General features: G+C 40.6%; 15 protein-coding genes. 9 read left to right on the top strand and 6 right to left on the bottom strand.

The window, feature by feature from the left end; translation table 11 throughout:
• Positions 1–168: 168 nt before the first annotated feature.
• Positions 169–930, bottom strand: coding sequence for a hypothetical protein (locus FTU12_RS00525; protein WP_180113526.1), 762 nt, complete (start codon positions 928–930; stop codon positions 169–171).
• 281 nt (positions 931–1,211) lie between these two features.
• On the opposite strand from FTU12_RS00525, the gene FTU12_RS00520 reads away from it, so the two are divergent.
• The 5 genes from FTU12_RS00520 to FTU12_RS00500 all read left to right on the top strand — a co-directional run bounded on the left by FTU12_RS00520 (position 1,212) and on the right by FTU12_RS00500 (position 6,554).
• Positions 1,212–2,801: a peptide chain release factor 3 gene (locus FTU12_RS00520; RefSeq protein WP_180113525.1), complete on the top strand. Its 1,590-nt coding sequence runs from the start codon at positions 1,212–1,214 to the stop codon at positions 2,799–2,801.
• A gap of 106 nt (positions 2,802–2,907) precedes the next feature.
• Positions 2,908–3,735 (top strand): hypothetical protein, encoded by an 828-nt coding sequence (locus tag FTU12_RS00515; RefSeq protein ID WP_180113524.1) that lies wholly within the window; start codon positions 2,908–2,910, stop codon positions 3,733–3,735.
• A 74-nt stretch (positions 3,736–3,809) separates the two neighbouring features.
• The gene (locus FTU12_RS00510) at positions 3,810–4,766 is read left to right on the top strand and encodes an RsiV family protein (RefSeq protein ID WP_180010219.1); all 957 of its coding nucleotides are present in this window, start codon (positions 3,810–3,812) and stop codon (positions 4,764–4,766) included.
• Positions 4,767–4,774: 8 nt separating this feature from the next.
• Complete coding sequence (locus tag FTU12_RS00505; protein ID WP_180113523.1) at positions 4,775–5,596, top strand: TatD family hydrolase; 822 nt, start codon at positions 4,775–4,777, stop codon at positions 5,594–5,596.
• A 151-nt stretch (positions 5,597–5,747) separates the two neighbouring features.
• Positions 5,748–6,554 (top strand): enoyl-ACP reductase, encoded by an 807-nt coding sequence (locus tag FTU12_RS00500; protein ID WP_078189642.1) that lies wholly within the window; start codon positions 5,748–5,750, stop codon positions 6,552–6,554.
• A gap of 160 nt (positions 6,555–6,714) precedes the next feature.
• On the opposite strand, the gene secB is transcribed toward FTU12_RS00500, so the two are convergent.
• The 4 genes from secB to rsgA all read right to left on the bottom strand — a co-directional run bounded on the left by secB (position 6,715) and on the right by rsgA (position 9,045).
• Positions 6,715–7,170: a protein-export chaperone SecB gene (gene secB, locus FTU12_RS00495; protein WP_078189641.1), complete on the bottom strand. Its 456-nt coding sequence runs from the start codon at positions 7,168–7,170 to the stop codon at positions 6,715–6,717.
• A gap of 40 nt (positions 7,171–7,210) precedes the next feature.
• Positions 7,211–7,465: a glutaredoxin 3 gene (gene grxC, locus FTU12_RS00490; RefSeq protein WP_078189640.1), complete on the bottom strand. Its 255-nt coding sequence runs from the start codon at positions 7,463–7,465 to the stop codon at positions 7,211–7,213.
• A gap of 20 nt (positions 7,466–7,485) precedes the next feature.
• A complete protein-coding gene (locus FTU12_RS00485) occupies positions 7,486–7,893 on the bottom strand; it encodes a rhodanese-like domain-containing protein (RefSeq protein WP_078189639.1) in 408 nt (135 codons plus the stop codon).
• Positions 7,894–7,986: 93 nt separating this feature from the next.
• Positions 7,987–9,045, bottom strand: a complete 1,059-nt coding sequence (gene rsgA / locus FTU12_RS00480; protein ID WP_078192688.1) for a ribosome small subunit-dependent GTPase A — start codon at positions 9,043–9,045, stop codon at positions 7,987–7,989.
• A gap of 125 nt (positions 9,046–9,170) precedes the next feature.
• Here rsgA and orn point away from each other — a divergent pair, with 125 nt between their 5' ends.
• A complete protein-coding gene (orn, locus tag FTU12_RS00475; protein WP_067763591.1) occupies positions 9,171–9,728 on the top strand; it encodes an oligoribonuclease in 558 nt (185 codons plus the stop codon).
• Between the two features lie 56 nt (positions 9,729–9,784).
• Here orn and FTU12_RS00470 read toward each other — a convergent pair whose 3' ends face one another.
• On the bottom strand, positions 9,785–10,225 hold the full coding sequence (locus FTU12_RS00470) for a GNAT family N-acetyltransferase (RefSeq protein ID WP_180113522.1): 441 nt from the start codon (positions 10,223–10,225) through the stop codon (positions 9,785–9,787).
• A gap of 198 nt (positions 10,226–10,423) precedes the next feature.
• Between FTU12_RS00470 and FTU12_RS00465 the strand changes: the two genes are divergently transcribed.
• From FTU12_RS00465 to FTU12_RS00455, 3 genes are all read left to right on the top strand, one after another.
• Complete coding sequence (locus FTU12_RS00465; protein WP_180113521.1) at positions 10,424–11,194, top strand: ThiF family adenylyltransferase; 771 nt, start codon at positions 10,424–10,426, stop codon at positions 11,192–11,194.
• 116 nt (positions 11,195–11,310) lie between these two features.
• A complete protein-coding gene (locus tag FTU12_RS00460) occupies positions 11,311–13,125 on the top strand; it encodes a tetratricopeptide repeat protein (RefSeq protein WP_180113520.1) in 1,815 nt (604 codons plus the stop codon).
• 236 nt (positions 13,126–13,361) lie between these two features.
• The gene (locus FTU12_RS00455) at positions 13,362–16,778 is read left to right on the top strand and encodes a type VI secretion system Vgr family protein (RefSeq protein WP_180113519.1); all 3,417 of its coding nucleotides are present in this window, start codon (positions 13,362–13,364) and stop codon (positions 16,776–16,778) included.
• Positions 16,779–16,818: the final 40 nt, after the last annotated feature.

The raw sequence follows: 16,818 nt of genomic DNA, 5'->3' as shown, positions 1-16,818 counted from the left end.
CGTTAGAGCTTTTTATTTGGGGTTTGTTGAGGCAATTCATATTTAGTAAGTGGTGTGGTATAGCCAAATTCTAAAAACATCAGCACATGGAAATATCTGTAAAACCCATTTCCTATGGTTTTAGGTGTGCTGATAAATTCAGTATTTAGCTATATCAACTCACGGACTTTATCTTAGTTGAGAATATATTAAATTCATTGTTTCATAAGCAGCTGAAAATCCATATAAAGAAATTGTCTCTTCATAAAAGTCGCTCCATTCATAAAAACGAGTATAGAGAGTCTTGCCATTTTTCATTTGATTAATAATTGGATTAACGGATGAGCCATTAAAGATTAATTTTGTCTTGAATGGAGCATTTTTATCTACTCTTAAATAATGATAGTGATACGTATTGAGTCGTTCAATTTCTTTACTGACTGTCAAAGTCCATCCTGTTTTTGAAGAGCGCATCAACATAAATTCGTATTTCAATACAGCGCAAATTTTCTCATCAGTAATTTGATCTATCCGACAATTGACTGACCAGGCGCTTTTATACGGATCTTCCATATCAAGATCTAAGAATAAAGCAAAATTTTTATCTGTACTTTTATACATGTGAATGTTATTAGGGAATTGTTTTATTTCATAATACTCTTGACTTTTTGGAAAGTATTTAACTACAGAATTTTTATATAAAGGTTTAATATTGAGATGCTTATAGTCTTCTTGTAAAACTACCTGAGGAGATTCACTAATTACAGTATTAAATTGAGCGGTTTTTGAAGAATCGTCTGAATCTGCATATGTCCCATTTGCTAATGTGCTTGTAAGCATCTCAATCCTATCTGTAGTTGTTGAATCTAATTCAACCAAATCAGCATGAGTATAAGAAATGCTACCCCCAACTAAAAAAGTTAAGGGTAATATTTTTTTTATTACTGACATCAGAAGGCTCATTTGAAAGGTTTTAATGTATTAACTATCACGAATCTTAACAAATTTTCAATTTACTTTTCATGTCTTATTTTAGTAGTTGTGATTGTAGACATATTTTAAAACTAAGTTTGATATTGACTCTGAATGACTGACTTTTCTTGAATAAGTAATGCGTGAATACAATATCTAGAAATCTGCTACAATTGCGCCAATTTTAAGTTATCACTTCACTAGTTTGATACACTTTTAAAAGTGTGTACAAAACTGTGTACATATTGAAGATTTCCCTTATGTTTAAAGATCAATTAGCCAGAGAAGTAGCGGCTCGCAGAACTTTTGCTATTATTTCCCACCCCGATGCCGGTAAAACCACAATGACAGAAAAACTGTTGTTATGGGGACAGGCGATTCAGGTTGCAGGTATGGTAAAAAGCCGTAAATCTGATCGTGCGGCAACGTCTGACTGGATGGAAATGGAAAAAGAACGTGGGATTTCGATCACCACTTCTGTTATGCAGTTCCCGTTTAAAGACAAGATGATTAACTTGCTCGACACCCCAGGGCATGAAGACTTTTCTGAAGATACCTACCGTACATTAACTGCCGTTGACTCTGCACTTATGGTGATTGATGGTGCAAAAGGTGTCGAAGATCGTACGATCAAGTTGATGGAAGTGTGTCGTATGCGCGACACGCCGATTATTTCATTCGTCAACAAAATGGACCGTGAAATTCGTGAGCCATTAGAATTGCTTGATGAAATCGAAAACGTTTTAAAAATTAAATGTGTTCCGATTACTTGGCCACTGGGTACAGGTCGTGACTTTGCGGGTGTATTTAACCTACTCGAAGAAAAATTCTACGTTTATAAGGCAGGTTTCGGTTCAACCATTACGGATATTGAAGTCCGTGATGGCTATGACTATGCAGATTTGCGTGAAAAAGTCGGCGATCTCGCTTGGGCAGCATTTGAAGAATCATTGGAATTGGTTCAAATGGCCAATGAGCCTTTAGACCGAGATGAATTTTTGGCAGGCCGTCAAACGCCAGTCTTGTTTGGTACGGCACTCGGTAACTTTGGTGTAGACCATGTTCTGGATGCATTTAGTCAATATGCGCCTGAACCTAAAGCACATCCGACTCAGGACCGTAAAGTTGAAGCGACTGAAGAAGGCTTCACAGGTTTCGTCTTTAAAATTCAAGCCAATATGGATCCAAAACACCGTGACCGTATTGCATTCATGCGTATCTGTTCAGGTAAGTATGAAAAAGGCTTGAAAATGAAACATGTGCGTCTAGGTAAAGATGTACGTATTAGTGATGCTTTGACGTTCCTTGCCGGTGACCGTCAACATCTTGAAGAAGCATGGCCGGGTGACATTATCGGTTTGCATAACCATGGTACGATTCAGATCGGTGATACCTTTACTTCAGGTGAAGATTTACACTTTACCGGTATTCCTCACTTCGCACCTGAAATGTTCCGTCGCGTGCGTTTAAAAGATCCATTGAAGTCAAAACAGCTACAAAAAGGCTTAAAAGAACTGTCAGAAGAAGGTGCGACCCAGGTCTTTATGCCGCAAAACAGTAACGACTTAATCGTGGGTGCTGTGGGTGTGCTTCAGTTTGAAGTGGTGGCATATCGTCTGAAAGAAGAATACAAAGTTGATTGTATTTACGAGCCTGTAAGCATCAATACCGTACGTTGGGTATCGTGTGATGACGAGAAAAAATTCAACGAATTTAAGAAAAAAGCACATGACCAATTGTCTGTCGATGGCGGTGGTCATTTAACTTATCTTGCACCAAGTCGTGTGAATTTACAGTTAATGCAAGAACGTTATCCGGATATCGTGTTCAGTAATACACGTGAACACTAAGTTGTTCTTTTACAGAAATAAAACAGCTTCTTCGTGAAGCTGTTTTATTTTGTGGTAGAGTTTTTAAATCCATACATTACGCAATCATTTGGTCGTTTAGGACATCATGAAAAAATTCAAGGATGCTACAGTTTTTGCACTTTTGGGGAGTGTTTTGCTGCTCAGTGCATGTGATTCAGGAAAAGAAAACAAAGCGACAAAGCCGGCCGACGGTGGTGCTTCTGAAGCGGCTGTGATTAATCCAGATGTTTTGCCTTATTTAAATATCCAAGAGCAAGCCGCTAAAATTGCCAAACCGTTTTGTGAAAATAAAAGTTGTATTGATTTAGAGATACAAACCATTCAGACCGTAGATACGTGGTTGAATAGCTGGATTGAAAAGAATCAGGCGAGCGTCGTACAAGATCAGATTGCACTAAAGCAGAATATGAATCTCCAACAAGCTGTCGATGCGTATGTGAAAAAATCAGATGCTTGGCAGGCCGAGTTTAAAACCAATAAAGCCTATGAATTGGCGATGTACACACGAGTTCCATATCAACGGAATCAATATGTGCTGCTGCAAATCGGTGTCGATACCAAACAGGAAAATATCACGGTCAAAGAGCGCTATTATTTTTTTGTGGCAGACCGTCGTGCGAAAAAAAATCTCAAACCCTTAGATATTATTGATGCAAAGCAGCAGCAAAATATGGATGCCATTGTGCAGCAAGCCTATGGCAAATGGTTAGATGAACAAGAGGTGGATGTCAAAAAATCGGCACCGAAAAAGCTCTATTGGGGCCAAGCAGATTGGTTCTTTGATCAAGAAGGTGTTGGTTTGCATTATCGTACAGATGAAATTATCAAAGATAGTACACAACTGGATATTTATCTCAGCAAAGCGCAAACACAACAAGTCTTGAAAGCTGATGTGTATCAGCATATGTTCTAAACAACGAAAGTATTTAATTTGATGAGATATTTACTGAGATAAATATCAATTATTCGAAATGAAAGGTTGAAGCAATGGTGCAAAAAAATAAAATTTGGGCAAGCTCAATATTGGCAGTTTCTGTTGCATTCACGGCGTGTCAGCCACAACAAGCTGAACCTGAAAAAAAGCCGGATCAAGCCAAAACTGAACAGCCAGATTTGAGTGCAAAACTGATTGGTGATGCGGAAAAATTACAACTGAATTTACCTGAATGTGATGGCGGGGTCTGTCCTGAAATTTCAGTTGAACGCTTAAACAGTAATCAAGCCTTTATTGATGAATTTATTGATGCGAAAATCTTAAAACAGTTAGACGAAATTCTATCTGTTTCGCCTTTAGAAGATAAGACGCTGAGCACTGATGCTCCCGCTGCAAGTGAAGTTCCTGCAGCATCTGAAGCAAAATCTGCTTTGGCCAAGGTTGAAACGCCCAAATTAAAATTGGAAAAAGCCACGCAGCCTTATATGCAAGCGTTTTTAAATTTAGATAAAGAATTGAAATCTTTAAGTGCCAATCAGCAAATCAGTTTGATGATTAAACCTAAAATATTGAATGCTGAAAAACCCTTGGCAACAGTGGTTTTAAATACCAGCTCATATTTAGGTGGGGCGCATGGTTCTTCTGCACAGCAATATTATAACTTCGATTTAAGCACTCAAAAATTGGTACAGCTCAATGACATATTGCTGCCCAATCAACGTACTAAACTTGAAAAGCTGGGCTATGAAGTCTTTAAAACTTGGGTGAAAGATGCCAAGTTGGCGGACAATGTTCAAGAATATGAACAGATTTGGAAATTTAAACTGTCTGATAACTTTTATCTAAGTCAGCAAGGTCTAATTTTGCAATATGCCGAATATGAAATTGGGCCATATGTGGCGGGTTTACCACGTTTGACCATTCCGTATGATCAATTGCAAAGTATCTTGAAAAAGCAATATCTACCAGTAGTTGAAGCTGCTGAAGCCTCAGCCGTAAAAGCAAATTAATTAGTTCAATGACTTACTTACTGTTTGATACGCATACGCATTTTGATGTTCCTGATTTTGACGTTGATCGGGAACAGTTGGCGCATGCTGCCAAACAGGTGGGTGTCGATGCTTTGGTATTGATTGGTTTTGTGCAGTCACGTTTTCACGATTTGCTGCAAACCCAAGAGTTTTTAGCTCGTTTATCCAATGCTCCCAAAAGCTATTTAGCCCCCGGCTTACATCCGTTTTATATTGAGCAACATCGTACAGAACATTTGTTCGATGTGGAACAGCTGCTAAAGCAGCATGATTGTGTCGCTATCGGTGAAATAGGTTTAGATACCTTTTTGAAACAGCATAAACAGCCCGAACTTTTTCAAAAGCAGCAGCAGTATTTTTCCGCACAACTTGAATTAGCACAGCAGTTTGATAAACCCATTTTGCTGCATATTCGCAAATCCCATGCGGAGGTGCTTTCGATGTTGAAAAAGCATCAATTTAAGCTCGGTGGTATCGCACATGCATTTAGTGGTGGTGTTGAAGAAGCGAAGGCATTTACCAAACTAGGTTTTAAAATTGGTGTAACAGGGCAAATCACCAATCCGAATGCAAAAAAATTACATCAAGTGGTTCAGACTTTGGGTGCAGCGCATTTAGTCTTAGAAACCGACTGTCCTGATATGACACCCTTATGTTGTCAGCATTCGACAGAAGGGCGTACTCGCAATACGCCGGTCAATTTGCCCTATGTCTTGCAAGGTTTGGCTAAGAGTTTAAACCGTACTGAATCTGAGATTGCAGATATATTATGGAAAAATTCATTACAGGCATTGCATCTGGACGCTTAAGGGCCAATAAATATTGATGCTGCTTGATTGAATCTATTTTCATTCGCGTCGTGCATGCAATGATGGTTTTCTAAAAAAAGGCGCATTATGCAATTTCTAAAATGCTTTAGACTTGGCATTATGCTGTTAAATTATTTTGAGTGAGTTTCACATGGCACAAGGACTATTGGCTGGCAAACGCTTTTTAATCGCGGGTATTGCAAGTAAGTTATCAATCGCATTTGGTATTGCGCAAGCTTTACATCGCGAAGGTGCAGAACTGGCTTTTACTTATCCAAACGAAAAATTAAAAAAACGTGTAGATGATTTTGCTGAACAATTTGGTTCAACTTTAGTTTTCCCATGTGATGTAGCAGTGGACGCTGAAATTGATACCGCTTTTGCTGAACTTGCTAAACATTGGGATGGTTTAGACGGTGTTGTGCATTCAATTGGTTTTGCGCCTGCACATACTTTAGATGGCGATTTTACTGATATTACAGACCGTGAAGGTTTTAAAATTGCTCACGACATCAGCGCATATAGCTTTATTGCGATGGCTCGTGCAGCAAAACCTTTATTGGCTGCGCGTCAAGGTTGTTTATTGACACTGACTTACCAAGGTTCTGAACGTGTAATGCCAAACTATAACGTGATGGGCATGGCAAAAGCGTCATTAGAAGCAGGCGTACGTTATTTGGCAACAAGTCTTGGTGCTGAAGGTATTCGTGTAAATGCGATTTCAGCAGGTCCGATTCGTACTTTAGCCGCTTCAGGGATTAAATCTTTCCGTAAAATGTTAGATCTAAATGAAAAAGTCGCACCGCTTAAACGCAATGTCACCATTGAAGATGTCGGTAATGCAGCATTGTTCCTTTGCTCACCTTGGGCAAATGGTATTACAGGTGAAATTCTGTATGTTGATGCAGGCTTTAATACTGTAGGTATGAGCGCTGATCTAATGGCAGATGCTGAGTAATTCTCTTTAAGTTCCCTCTCCCTTTGGGAGAGGGCGAGGGTGAGGGAATAAAAACCTCTCCCCTTGGAAACAGTGTTTCTCATCTCCTGGAAGGAGAGGGAATAAATAAAGCATAAAAAAGACCGCAAAAGCGGTCTTTTTTAGATTTGAAGATAAGCGATTAAGCTTGGCCTTCAGCAGCAGTTTGCGCACGTTGCAAATTCGCTTCGAATTCAGCATCGAAGTTAATTGGTGTAAGCAATAATTGTGGGAAGCTGCCTTTAGTCACCATATCGTTCACAGCTTCACGTAGGAATGGGAACAAGATATTTGGGCAGTAAGCACCAAGAATGTAAGGAAGACGTTCTTCTTCAACGCTATCGATCAGGAAGATACCTGCTTGAGTAACGTCAACGATAAATGCAGTGTCACCCGCATTGTTCGCTTGAACGACAACTTTCAGTGAAACTTCGAAGTGTGTTGGATCAACTTTTTCTGCAGAAGAAGAAAGGTTGATATTTAGTTCAGGCTGCCATTCTTTAGTAAATACTTGAGCCCCAGGTACTTCGAAAGAAATATCTTTAGTATAAATACGCTCTAATGCCAATTGTGGTTGAGCTTGTTGTTCTTCACTCATTGTTTATTCCTTAATATGAGGTGACGATTTATGTTTAAAATTAAGATAGCATGCCGTCGAGTTTGCCTTCACGCTCTAAAGCATAAAGTTGGTCAAAACCGCCAATAAACTGATCATTAATAAAAATTTGAGGAACGGTACGGTGGTTGGTGCGTTGCATCAATTCAACACGTACTTCAGGCGCTTCATTTGATAAATTAATTTCTTTATAAGCCACGCCTTTACGCTCTAGGAGCTGTTTTGCACGAATGCAGTAAGGACATACAGTTGTTGAATAAATCGTAACTTCAGCCATGTTAATCTCCTAAGAAGCGCTTATTTGCTTTTAACTAGAGGTAAGCCTTGAGCTTTCCAGTTGCTAATGCCGCCGTCTAAACGGTATGCATCTGCATGACCGACTTGTTGCAATGCAGAACCTGCCACTTGACCAAGGTTACATACAAAAACCAACGGGCGATCAGAAGTTTTTAACTCTTCAATGTGTTTTGTAATTTGGCTATATGGAATATTACGGCTACCGCTAATATGACCTTCGCGGAAGTCTTTCGCATCACGTAAGTCAATCAATTGAGCATTTTTAGCTTTAACTAAAATCCCTAAAGATTGAGGTGAAATTTTGCGACCATTACGCTGGCCTTCAAGAATAAAGAACAGCACGACCAATACAGCCAGCGTTCCAAATAAGAAGGGGTGATTCCCCATAAATTCGAACCAACGTTCCACAATTCACCTAACTACAATTTTAAATTGCCAAGAGTATAGCCCATAAATATGGTGATCAAAATCACCCCTTCAAGGGCATGAACAGAATAAAAATTAATTTTTTTGCTGCGCTTCCGTGATTTCGTCGATCAGACGTAAATAACTGTCTAATCGACGCGGTAAAATTTCGCCATTTTGAGCCGCCATTCTAAGCGCACATTGCTTTTCATGTTTATGCGTACAGTTACGGAACTGACAATAACCCAAATGTGACTCAATCTCAGGGAAACCTTGTTGAACTTTTTCCAGTTCTAAGTGCCATAAACCAAATTCACGGATTCCTGGTGAATCAATCAATGCAGAACCTTCACCAAACGCAATTAAGCGCGTAGAGGTGGTGGTGTGCTGACCGAGCGCGGAGTTTTCCGAAATAATATTGGTTTTTTGCGCAGCATCCGGAACAATGGCATTAATTAAAGTGCTCTTACCAACCCCAGACTGACCTACAAATGCGACAGTTTCACCAGAAAGTCGAGCAGAAAGTGTGCTTAAGTCACCATCGGATTGGGTTTGCATGACCTCATAGCCCAAGTCACGATATTCTTGTAATAGCGTTAAGATCGGATCGTTGTCTTTAAGCAAGTCGGATTTATTTAAGACCAATAATGCTGGAATATCGGCATCTGCACAGGCCACTAAATAGCGGTCAATCAGGCCTGGCGCTGGTTCAGGAAGTGGTGCAAATACAATCACAATCAGGCTGACATTGGCCGCGACAGGTTTCACTTTGTGATAACGGTCAGGGCGTGTCAGTAAAGATTGGCGTGGATGAATCGCGGTAATAATCCCTAAACCTGTGATCGGGTCAGCTTGCCACTTGACACGGTCACCCGTCACCAATAATTCGAGATTGGTACGGGTATGGCAGCGCCAAACACTGCCTAATTCGATGGGTTTCCAATGTGGCTCAGGTTCACCTGCTTGCACAATGGGTTTTTCAGGATGCTGGTCGGGTGTAGACAGCGCTTGAACTTCAAGTTGACGACCATAATGTTGGACGACCAAGCCTTCCAAATCTGCAGAAGTATCGATTTCTTCCTGACGAGATTTATGTTGCTTCTGAATGCGACGTTGCTGCTGTTCAGTCAGTCGGCGCTTACGAATTAAAGCCATTCATATCCTAAAAAACCATGAAAACTAGATGGCAAAAATAGCATGAAAGCAGGGTCTATTTACAGCGCAAGCCCAATTAATTTGCTACTATGTTCATTTTTACAGCCTAATAAGATTGCACATTTATGAGCAGCACACCTGATACACGCCTGATTTGGATTGACCTTGAAATGACAGGTCTAGATACAGATAACGACCAGATTATTGAAGTTGCAACAATTGTGACGGACGATAATTTAAATATTCTGGCGGAAGGGCCTGTGCTTGCGGTACATCAGTCTGACCGTGTGCTCAATGCAATGGATGAGTGGAACACTCGCCAACATGGTCAATCTGGTCTGATCGAACGTGTACGTCGTAGTAAATTGACAGCACAAGATGCTGAACAGCAAACTTTAGAATTTTTGAAAAAATGGGTGAATCCAAAATCATCACCGATGTGCGGTAACTCAATTTGCCAAGATCGTCGTTTTTTACATCGTTTAATGCCTGAAATGGAACAATACTTCCACTACCGTAATCTCGATGTTTCATCAGTGAAAGAATTGGCGAAACGCTGGCGCCCAGAAATCATGGGTGGCTTGAAGAAAAATGCGTCGCATTTGGCGATGGATGATATCCGTGACTCGATTGCAGAGCTCAAATACTACCGTGAATATTTCTTTATTATGAATAAAGACTAAGGTTGTAAGATCGAAAAAGAGGCGAAAGCCTCTTTTTTTTATCCGAGATATTTTCTCTATCGTTGATAGATGTTGGCTTGATGAATCTCGAGGAAATTTGCAGGTTGAGCCAAATCGGTAAAGCCAAATTGACGATATAGGCCATGTGCATCAGCCGTTGCAAGTAACATGCGTCTGAGATCTGCGGAGCCACATTTTTCAAATAAAGTACTCACTATCAATTTTGAATAGCCTTTGCCTCGATGTTCGTCGGCTACATAAATATCAGCTAAATAGGCAAAAGTTGCATAATCCGTAATGGCACGACCAAAACCGATGAGTTCATCATCGAGAAGTAAGGCCACGGCCAAAGAGTTTTCAATCGCTTTTTTCACCACATGTTTTGGAATATCTTTTGACCAATAGGTATGGCTTAAAAAGCGATGCACGGTGTCTAAATCTATTTCATTTTTGTCATCGGTGATTTTTAAATTATTTGGAAGAGGATGGATGTCCATAGCAATACACACTTGAGTTTTTGATCTATGGTTATATTTTTAAAATAGATCTTCGTTCGCTGTAAATGTTTATTTTGATGGATTTAGACCTGATGCGAATGCCGCTCTATTGCGATGTATGCTGAATTGCGTTTTATCAAAGAAAATAAGTAGCGAATTTGCTAAAATGGCGGCTGATTTAACACTGCCTCCAAACCTATGACTGAACTGCTCCAAGATGATGAATATGACCGCCGTTTTGCTGGCGTAGCCAAAATATATGGTGATGAAAGTTTTCATCATTATGAAAAAAGTCATGTCATGGTGATTGGGATTGGTGGTGTAGGCTCATGGGCGGTCGAAGCTTTAGCGCGTACAGGTATTGGTGAGCTGACCTTGGTCGATATGGATGTCGTTGCTGCATCGAATATTAATCGACAATTGCCTGCCATGAGCACGACATTGGGACATGAAAAAATTGAAGTGATGGCAGAGCGATGCCGTGCGATCAATCCCCGAATCAAAATAAATTTGATTGATGATTATCTCACACCCGAAAATGTCAAAGAAATTTTGGCAGGTGCTCCTGACCTGATTTTAGATTGTATTGATGATGTGAAGGCCAAATTTGCCTTAATGCTACATTGCCGTTTTAATAAAATTCCGTTGATCGTTTCCGGTGGAGCAGGGGGTAAACTTGATCCGCTGAAAATCCGAGTCGCAGATTTATCAAGAACAGAGCAAGACCCAATGTTAGCCAAATTGCGCACACAATTACGCGGCAAAGGCATTTGTAAAAAGCCGAAAGAAAAGTTTGGCATTACCTGTGTTTATTCGATTGATAATCCATTTTCCAGTGCTGATGTTTGTCCAAGTGCGGGCTTACGTTGTGGTGGATATGGTTCAGCAGTAGTGGTGACGTCCAGCTTTGCGATGGTGGCTGTGTCAGAGGTGCTCAAAAAACTTGATGCAAAACGAGCAAAAGCATGACAGCTATCTCATTTTGAAAAAAAATAAAGCACCAAATTCGGTGCTTTTTTTGTATATAGAATTAAAATCAGACACAATGTTGGAATAATTAAAATATTGATTTTTTTGGGGCGAGTATGTGGTTTTTACTGATACTAATTTTGGGGATGGGAGCACTTGCGTTTTGGATGTGGAAAAGACCCGATCCAGTGAAACGCGATCAGGCTAAAGCGGTTGGGCATGACTTGTGGATAGACCAATTAGATGCACAGCTGAAATTTGCAGAACGTTTAATGCTTGATGCACCAACCGACTATGCGCGTGCCTATGAATTGTATCAAAATTTGGCCAAACAGCATGAAATTCCGCAGGCCTATGTCGCTATGGGGCAGATGCATTTACAAGGCTTAGGCCGAGAAGTCAGTGTGGAAAATGCGCTGGCTTTATTGGAAAAAGCCAATAGTTTAGGCAGTGATGATGCTGCATATGTGTTGGGGCAAGTTGAAGAAGGTATCTATGGCGGAGTGCCCAATATTGAGAAAGCACAATATTGGTATCGACATGCGATTTCACGCGGTCATTTGGATGCACAATATCGACTCGCCGAATTAAACCCAGAAGATCAGACACATGCCGAGCAACAACATTTAGATTTGTTGCAAAAAAATGCAGACAATGGACATGTCAATTCACAGTATCAATTGGCACAGTTCTATTTAAAACAAGCCACGCCAAATATTGCTCTAGGATTGGAATATTTACTGAAAGCTGCCCAACAAGATCATATGGCGGCTATTCAGCAATTGCAGCAGTTCTATGCTCAAGGAAAGTATCTTGCGCAAAATGATGAAAAGTCATTGCAATATTTAAAGCGAGGATTGCTACTCGGGCACCAGCAGCAGTTGTATGAATATTATCAAGCAGTATTGATGGGTAAGATCGATGTCGATCAGCGTCAGCGGGTTTATCATGATCTTTTGCAGCAGGCCAAAGAGCACAAAGTTGCTGCAGCCAGCCGATTATTAGGTATTGCACATTTTCATGGTTGGTACTTGGAGAAGCAGGAAACTTTAGGTTTTCGCTTTCTGACCGAAGCTGCTCAACTTAAAGATGCTGAAGCGATTAGTCTTATTGCCGCACTGTATTTTGAAAAGTATTTGGTTCGTGATGATCCGCAAAAAGCATTTGAGTTATATCAAACAGCGTATCAATTCAAACCATTATTCATTAACCAAGTTGGTTTGGCCCTATGCTATCTACACGGCGTCGGTGTTGAGCGAAATATCAAGCAAGCGCAGCAACTTTTAGTTGAAGCGGCAAGACACTTAAATGATATGTCCATTACTTGTGTCGCCGATCAAAACTATGTGATTGGACGTTTTTATGCATTGCCAGAGTATCCATTAGCACATCGTGATTACTGTTTGAGTTATCTGGAAAAAGCCGCAGAACAAGGTTCGCAGGATGCTGCTTGGTATCTCTACCGTTTAGCCGTGGACAATATCTTACCTGATCTACAATTTGATGATGCTCAAACACAGCGGGCATTGTTGAAAGCGGCAAAATTAGGTCATCCTGATGCACTCACGCAACTAGGTCTAGTTAATTTAAAAGGACAATGGGGAACACAAGATTTCCAACAAGCGTTGCAGTATTTCTCGCAAGCGGCGGGATTAGGAAATGTGACTGCCTTGTACCAGCTTGGTGAAATGTCAGAACATGGTTTAGGTGTACAGCAAGATTTAACCCAAGCGCATAGCTATTATGCACAAGCGGCTCAGGGGATGAATGCTGTGGCGTTAACGCGATTGGGCTATTTATATATTCATGGCATGGGCGTAGAGCGTGATCTTAAAATTGCACAGCAATATTTGGAAAAAGCGGCCTTGCAAGGCTATGTCGAAGCACAAGAACAATTGGAGAATATTCACGCATTTTTAAATGCCAATTAATCGTGATGCAAAGCAGTAAGGTAATATGAAGAGACCTGAAGTTTAGTTTGATGGTCTCTATATTTTTTTAATGCAGAAATAAATAGAGTAAAAATAACATAAAGAATTAATGTGGAAATTTGAATTTTTACTTACATAAAACCCAACAAAGCAGGCAGTTTATGCCTAGAAAAATATGAGTTTTTTTGATTAAATACCCCGCATATTTTATAAAAATCTGATTTTAGATAATAACGATGCTGAACAATATATATTCTGCAATTGAAAAATTGGGCATTAGTCCACAAAAACGTGCCTTGCATATTCAATTTTCCAATACCACGCTGAATGAACAAGTATTCTTGCAACGTATTGATGGGAAACATGCCTTAAGTGAAGGTTTGAATGTTCAGCTCATCTGTCTCTCAACTTCTGCCACCTTAGAACTCAAACAATTTATTGGTACGCAAGCCACAATCGATCAGGTGACCGATGCGGGGCAACTTTTTCGTATTACCGGGATCATTACAGAAGCATTTCAAGGCCAAAGTGATGGCGCATTAACGCTATATAAGTTGACCTTAGAAGATGCAACGGCATTGTGGCATAAGCGTCGTAATAGCCGCGTGTTTATGAATAAATCGGTCAAAGATGTGGTCGAGATTATTTTTAAAGAATGGCAAAAAAAGAGCCCACTTTTTGCAGCGAGCTTAAGTTTGGACTTAAGTGGCTTAAAAAAAGAGTATGACGTTCGACCATTCATGATGCAAAGTAATGAAACCGACTATGATTTTATTACTCGCTTACTACGCAGTGAAGGCATTCATTGGTTAATTGATGAAGCGCAGCATTTTGTCTCTTCCTCTTCAGCGCCACTCCAAGCCCAAAAGCTGCGTTTAATTGATGAAAATAGTCAATATCAGCCTCTAGATCGTCGCAATATCCGTTTTCATCGCAGCAGCGCTACAGAAAAGCAAGACAGTATGACCAGTTTTATCGGTCAGCGCAGTCTGCAACCGACGTCGGTACATGTGCAGCGGTGGCAGGCGGATGTGCTTGAACAGGACGAGGGGGGGGGTGCAGTACAAAGCAAGCATCTACATAGTCAAAATCAAGATAATGCGAGCTTAAGCTTAGAGCAGGCATGGCATGTGAGCCCTGCATGGATGCAAGATCTGAATGGTGAAGATGCTGCAACTGCCTCTAATAGTGCTCAAGTTGAACGTCTCAATCAAAATTTTAGTGATTATTATGCAGCTCAAGCCAAACAATTTATTGCTAAAAGTACCGTGCGTGATACACAAGTTGGTTATTGGTTCAAATTGGATGAGCATCCAGAGATTGACCAGCATCGTGGTGCCGATCAAGAGTTTTTGATTTTATCCAAGTCTTTTTATAATCAAAATAATTTACCCAAAGACTTAACCGATCAAGTTACACAACTGATCCATCAAAGTCAGTGGCAAGTCAAACAAAGCGATGCGGATGAACGCCAAGCCAATACCTTGGCTTTGCAACGTCGAAATATTACGACCGTCCCTGAATTTAATCCACTTACACATCGACCAGTAACACATCCGCAGCGTGCCAAAGTTGTGGGTCCTGCTGGTGAAGAAATCCATGTTGATGAATGGGGACGGATAAAAGTCCGTTTCCTATTTACCCGTTCCGATGATCATGGTCATGATGGCGGTGCAGGTGCGAATAATAATGACACAGACTCGGCTTGGGTTGATGTACTGACGCCTTGGGCCGGCGAAGGTTATGGCGCACGCTTCTTACCTCGAATTGGTGAAATAGTTGTCGTCGATTTCTTTGATGGCAATATTGACCGACCTTTTGTTGTGGGTCGTATTCATGAAGCGCAGCGTAGTCCTACTAAATTTGACAATAAAGGACAATTACCAGATACCAAAAAACTCGCGGGAATTCGTTCCAAAGAAGTGGCGGGAGAGGGTTTTGGTCAATTACGCTTTGATGACACCACGGGGCAAATTAGTACCCAGCTGCAAAGTAGTCATGGTGCGAGCCAACTGAACCTCGGTAAGCTCAGTCATCCAAAAGATAAAGCAGAAAGTGAAGATCGGGGTGAAGGTTTTGAGCTGCGGACCGATCAATGGGGGGCAGTACGAGCTGGACAAGGTTTATTGGTGTCGACTTATAAACAGGAAAAGGCCAATGGTGAACATTTAGATGCAGAGATTGCAAGAACACAGCTGGAGACGAGTCATAGTAATAGTAAGTCTTTAAGTGATATTGCAAAGCAACAAAGAACAGATGAAATTGAATCTGTTGAACAGCTCAAAGCTTTTGCCAGTGAAATAGAAAAAGATATCGCTAAATTTAAAAAAGCCATTCTTTTACTTAACTCAGTGGATGGTATTGCACTTAGTACACCAGAGGATATTCATTTATCTGCAACAGGCATGATCAACCAAATTGCCGGTGATAGCATTAACCTGAGTACGCAAAAAAATATTGTGGGACAAGCTTTAGGTAAGGTTAGCTTATTTGCAGCTCAAGGTGGTATTAAAGCAATAGCAGCGCAAAGTAAAGTCGAAATTCAGGCACAGTCTGATGCTTTGGATATTTTGGCAAAAAAAGGAATTACGATTTCTTCTACTGAAGACAAAATAGAGATTAGCAGTCCTAAAGAGATTGTGATCACAGGAGCTTCTTCCCAAATTACTTTAAATGGCTCGGGAATTCTTGCTAAGACAGGCGGTAAATTTGAAGTAAATGCAGGGCAGCATCTATTTAAACCTGCATCGAGTGCAAGCAAGTCTACACAACTTCCTGCTTCAAACCCTTTGAAAGGTGCCTTAGAACTTCTTAAAAGTTATGGGGGGCAAGATTTCTTTAGTGGCACCGGTTTTAAAGTGATTGATGCTTTAGGTAAACAAGTTTCAGGGAAACTCGATGGCAATGGCTTTGCACAAGTTACAGGCATTGCACCGGGACCCGCGAAAGTGGAGTTTGATAAAGATCCACGCAGTGCGTGGGATCAGTCTAGTCACTTTAATCGCAACTATGATTGGGCGGAAAAAGTGGTACCAGGCGCTTCGGACTTTTTACAAAATACATTGGGTTCGTTGGGGCAAAATTTAACATCACAGTTAAAAGATAATCTCTTTAATTTAAATGCCGATTCTTTAAAAAATATCGGAAAAAATGCATTAAAAGATCTAGGTGGACAGGCATTAAATCAATTTAAAGACCAAGTCACCAACTCTGCACTATCTGCAATTTCATCGAAACTCAACTTGGGACTTTCTGCTTCACAAATGGCAAGTTTGGGTCAGGGGGCACAAGGCTTATCCAGCGTATTAGGTGGAAGTGGAATGAGTAACGGCATCGTTTCTGGGTCAACTGCTGCCGCAGTTCAGAACTCTCAAGCAACTATTGATAAGGATATAGTGGGCCGTAAAATTTCTTATTCTACACGTGCATTGACCTACACAGAAACGATTCGAGAAGGCTCTGCAACGCCTACGAATGTGACAGCTGCACCAGTCGCAGTGCCTAAAGTTACTGAAATAAAAGTAGCGGAAGCTGCACCAGAAAAAGCGATACCTGTCCTTGCTAGTGATGATGATTGGGTGGACCGGAAACAATATTCAAGTCCTTACCTCACTTACAGTGAAACCACACGACCGAAAAAGAACAATGGTTAGTACTTCATAAGAGCGACAGCAAAACACAATTTTAAATATT

Source organism: Acinetobacter sp. YH12063 (assembly GCF_013419715.1).
GTDB lineage: Bacteria > Pseudomonadota > Gammaproteobacteria > Pseudomonadales > Moraxellaceae > Acinetobacter > Acinetobacter amyesii.
Note: the sequence above shows the minus strand (reverse complement) of the source record. Positions and strands in the feature narration are given on the sequence as shown.

Coding starts and splice junctions, on each gene's coding strand:
- FTU12_RS00525 (WP_180113526.1), bottom strand. CDS start 930: ATGTCAGTAATAAAAAAAATATTACCCTTAACTTTTTTAGTTGGGGGT.
- FTU12_RS00520 (WP_180113525.1), top strand. CDS start 1,212: ATGTTTAAAGATCAATTAGCCAGAGAAGTAGCGGCTCGCAGAACTTTT.
- FTU12_RS00515 (WP_180113524.1), top strand. CDS start 2,908: ATGAAAAAATTCAAGGATGCTACAGTTTTTGCACTTTTGGGGAGTGTT.
- FTU12_RS00510 (WP_180010219.1), top strand. CDS start 3,810: ATGGTGCAAAAAAATAAAATTTGGGCAAGCTCAATATTGGCAGTTTCT.
- FTU12_RS00505 (WP_180113523.1), top strand. CDS start 4,775: ATGACTTACTTACTGTTTGATACGCATACGCATTTTGATGTTCCTGAT.
- FTU12_RS00500 (WP_078189642.1), top strand. CDS start 5,748: ATGGCACAAGGACTATTGGCTGGCAAACGCTTTTTAATCGCGGGTATT.
- secB (WP_078189641.1), bottom strand. CDS start 7,170: ATGAGTGAAGAACAACAAGCTCAACCACAATTGGCATTAGAGCGTATT.
- grxC (WP_078189640.1), bottom strand. CDS start 7,465: ATGGCTGAAGTTACGATTTATTCAACAACTGTATGTCCTTACTGCATT.
- rsgA (WP_078192688.1), bottom strand. CDS start 9,045: ATGGCTTTAATTCGTAAGCGCCGACTGACTGAACAGCAGCAACGTCGC.
- orn (WP_067763591.1), top strand. CDS start 9,171: ATGAGCAGCACACCTGATACACGCCTGATTTGGATTGACCTTGAAATG.
- FTU12_RS00470 (WP_180113522.1), bottom strand. CDS start 10,225: ATGGACATCCATCCTCTTCCAAATAATTTAAAAATCACCGATGACAAA.
- FTU12_RS00465 (WP_180113521.1), top strand. CDS start 10,424: ATGACTGAACTGCTCCAAGATGATGAATATGACCGCCGTTTTGCTGGC.
- FTU12_RS00460 (WP_180113520.1), top strand. CDS start 11,311: ATGTGGTTTTTACTGATACTAATTTTGGGGATGGGAGCACTTGCGTTT.
- FTU12_RS00455 (WP_180113519.1), top strand. CDS start 13,362: ATGCTGAACAATATATATTCTGCAATTGAAAAATTGGGCATTAGTCCA.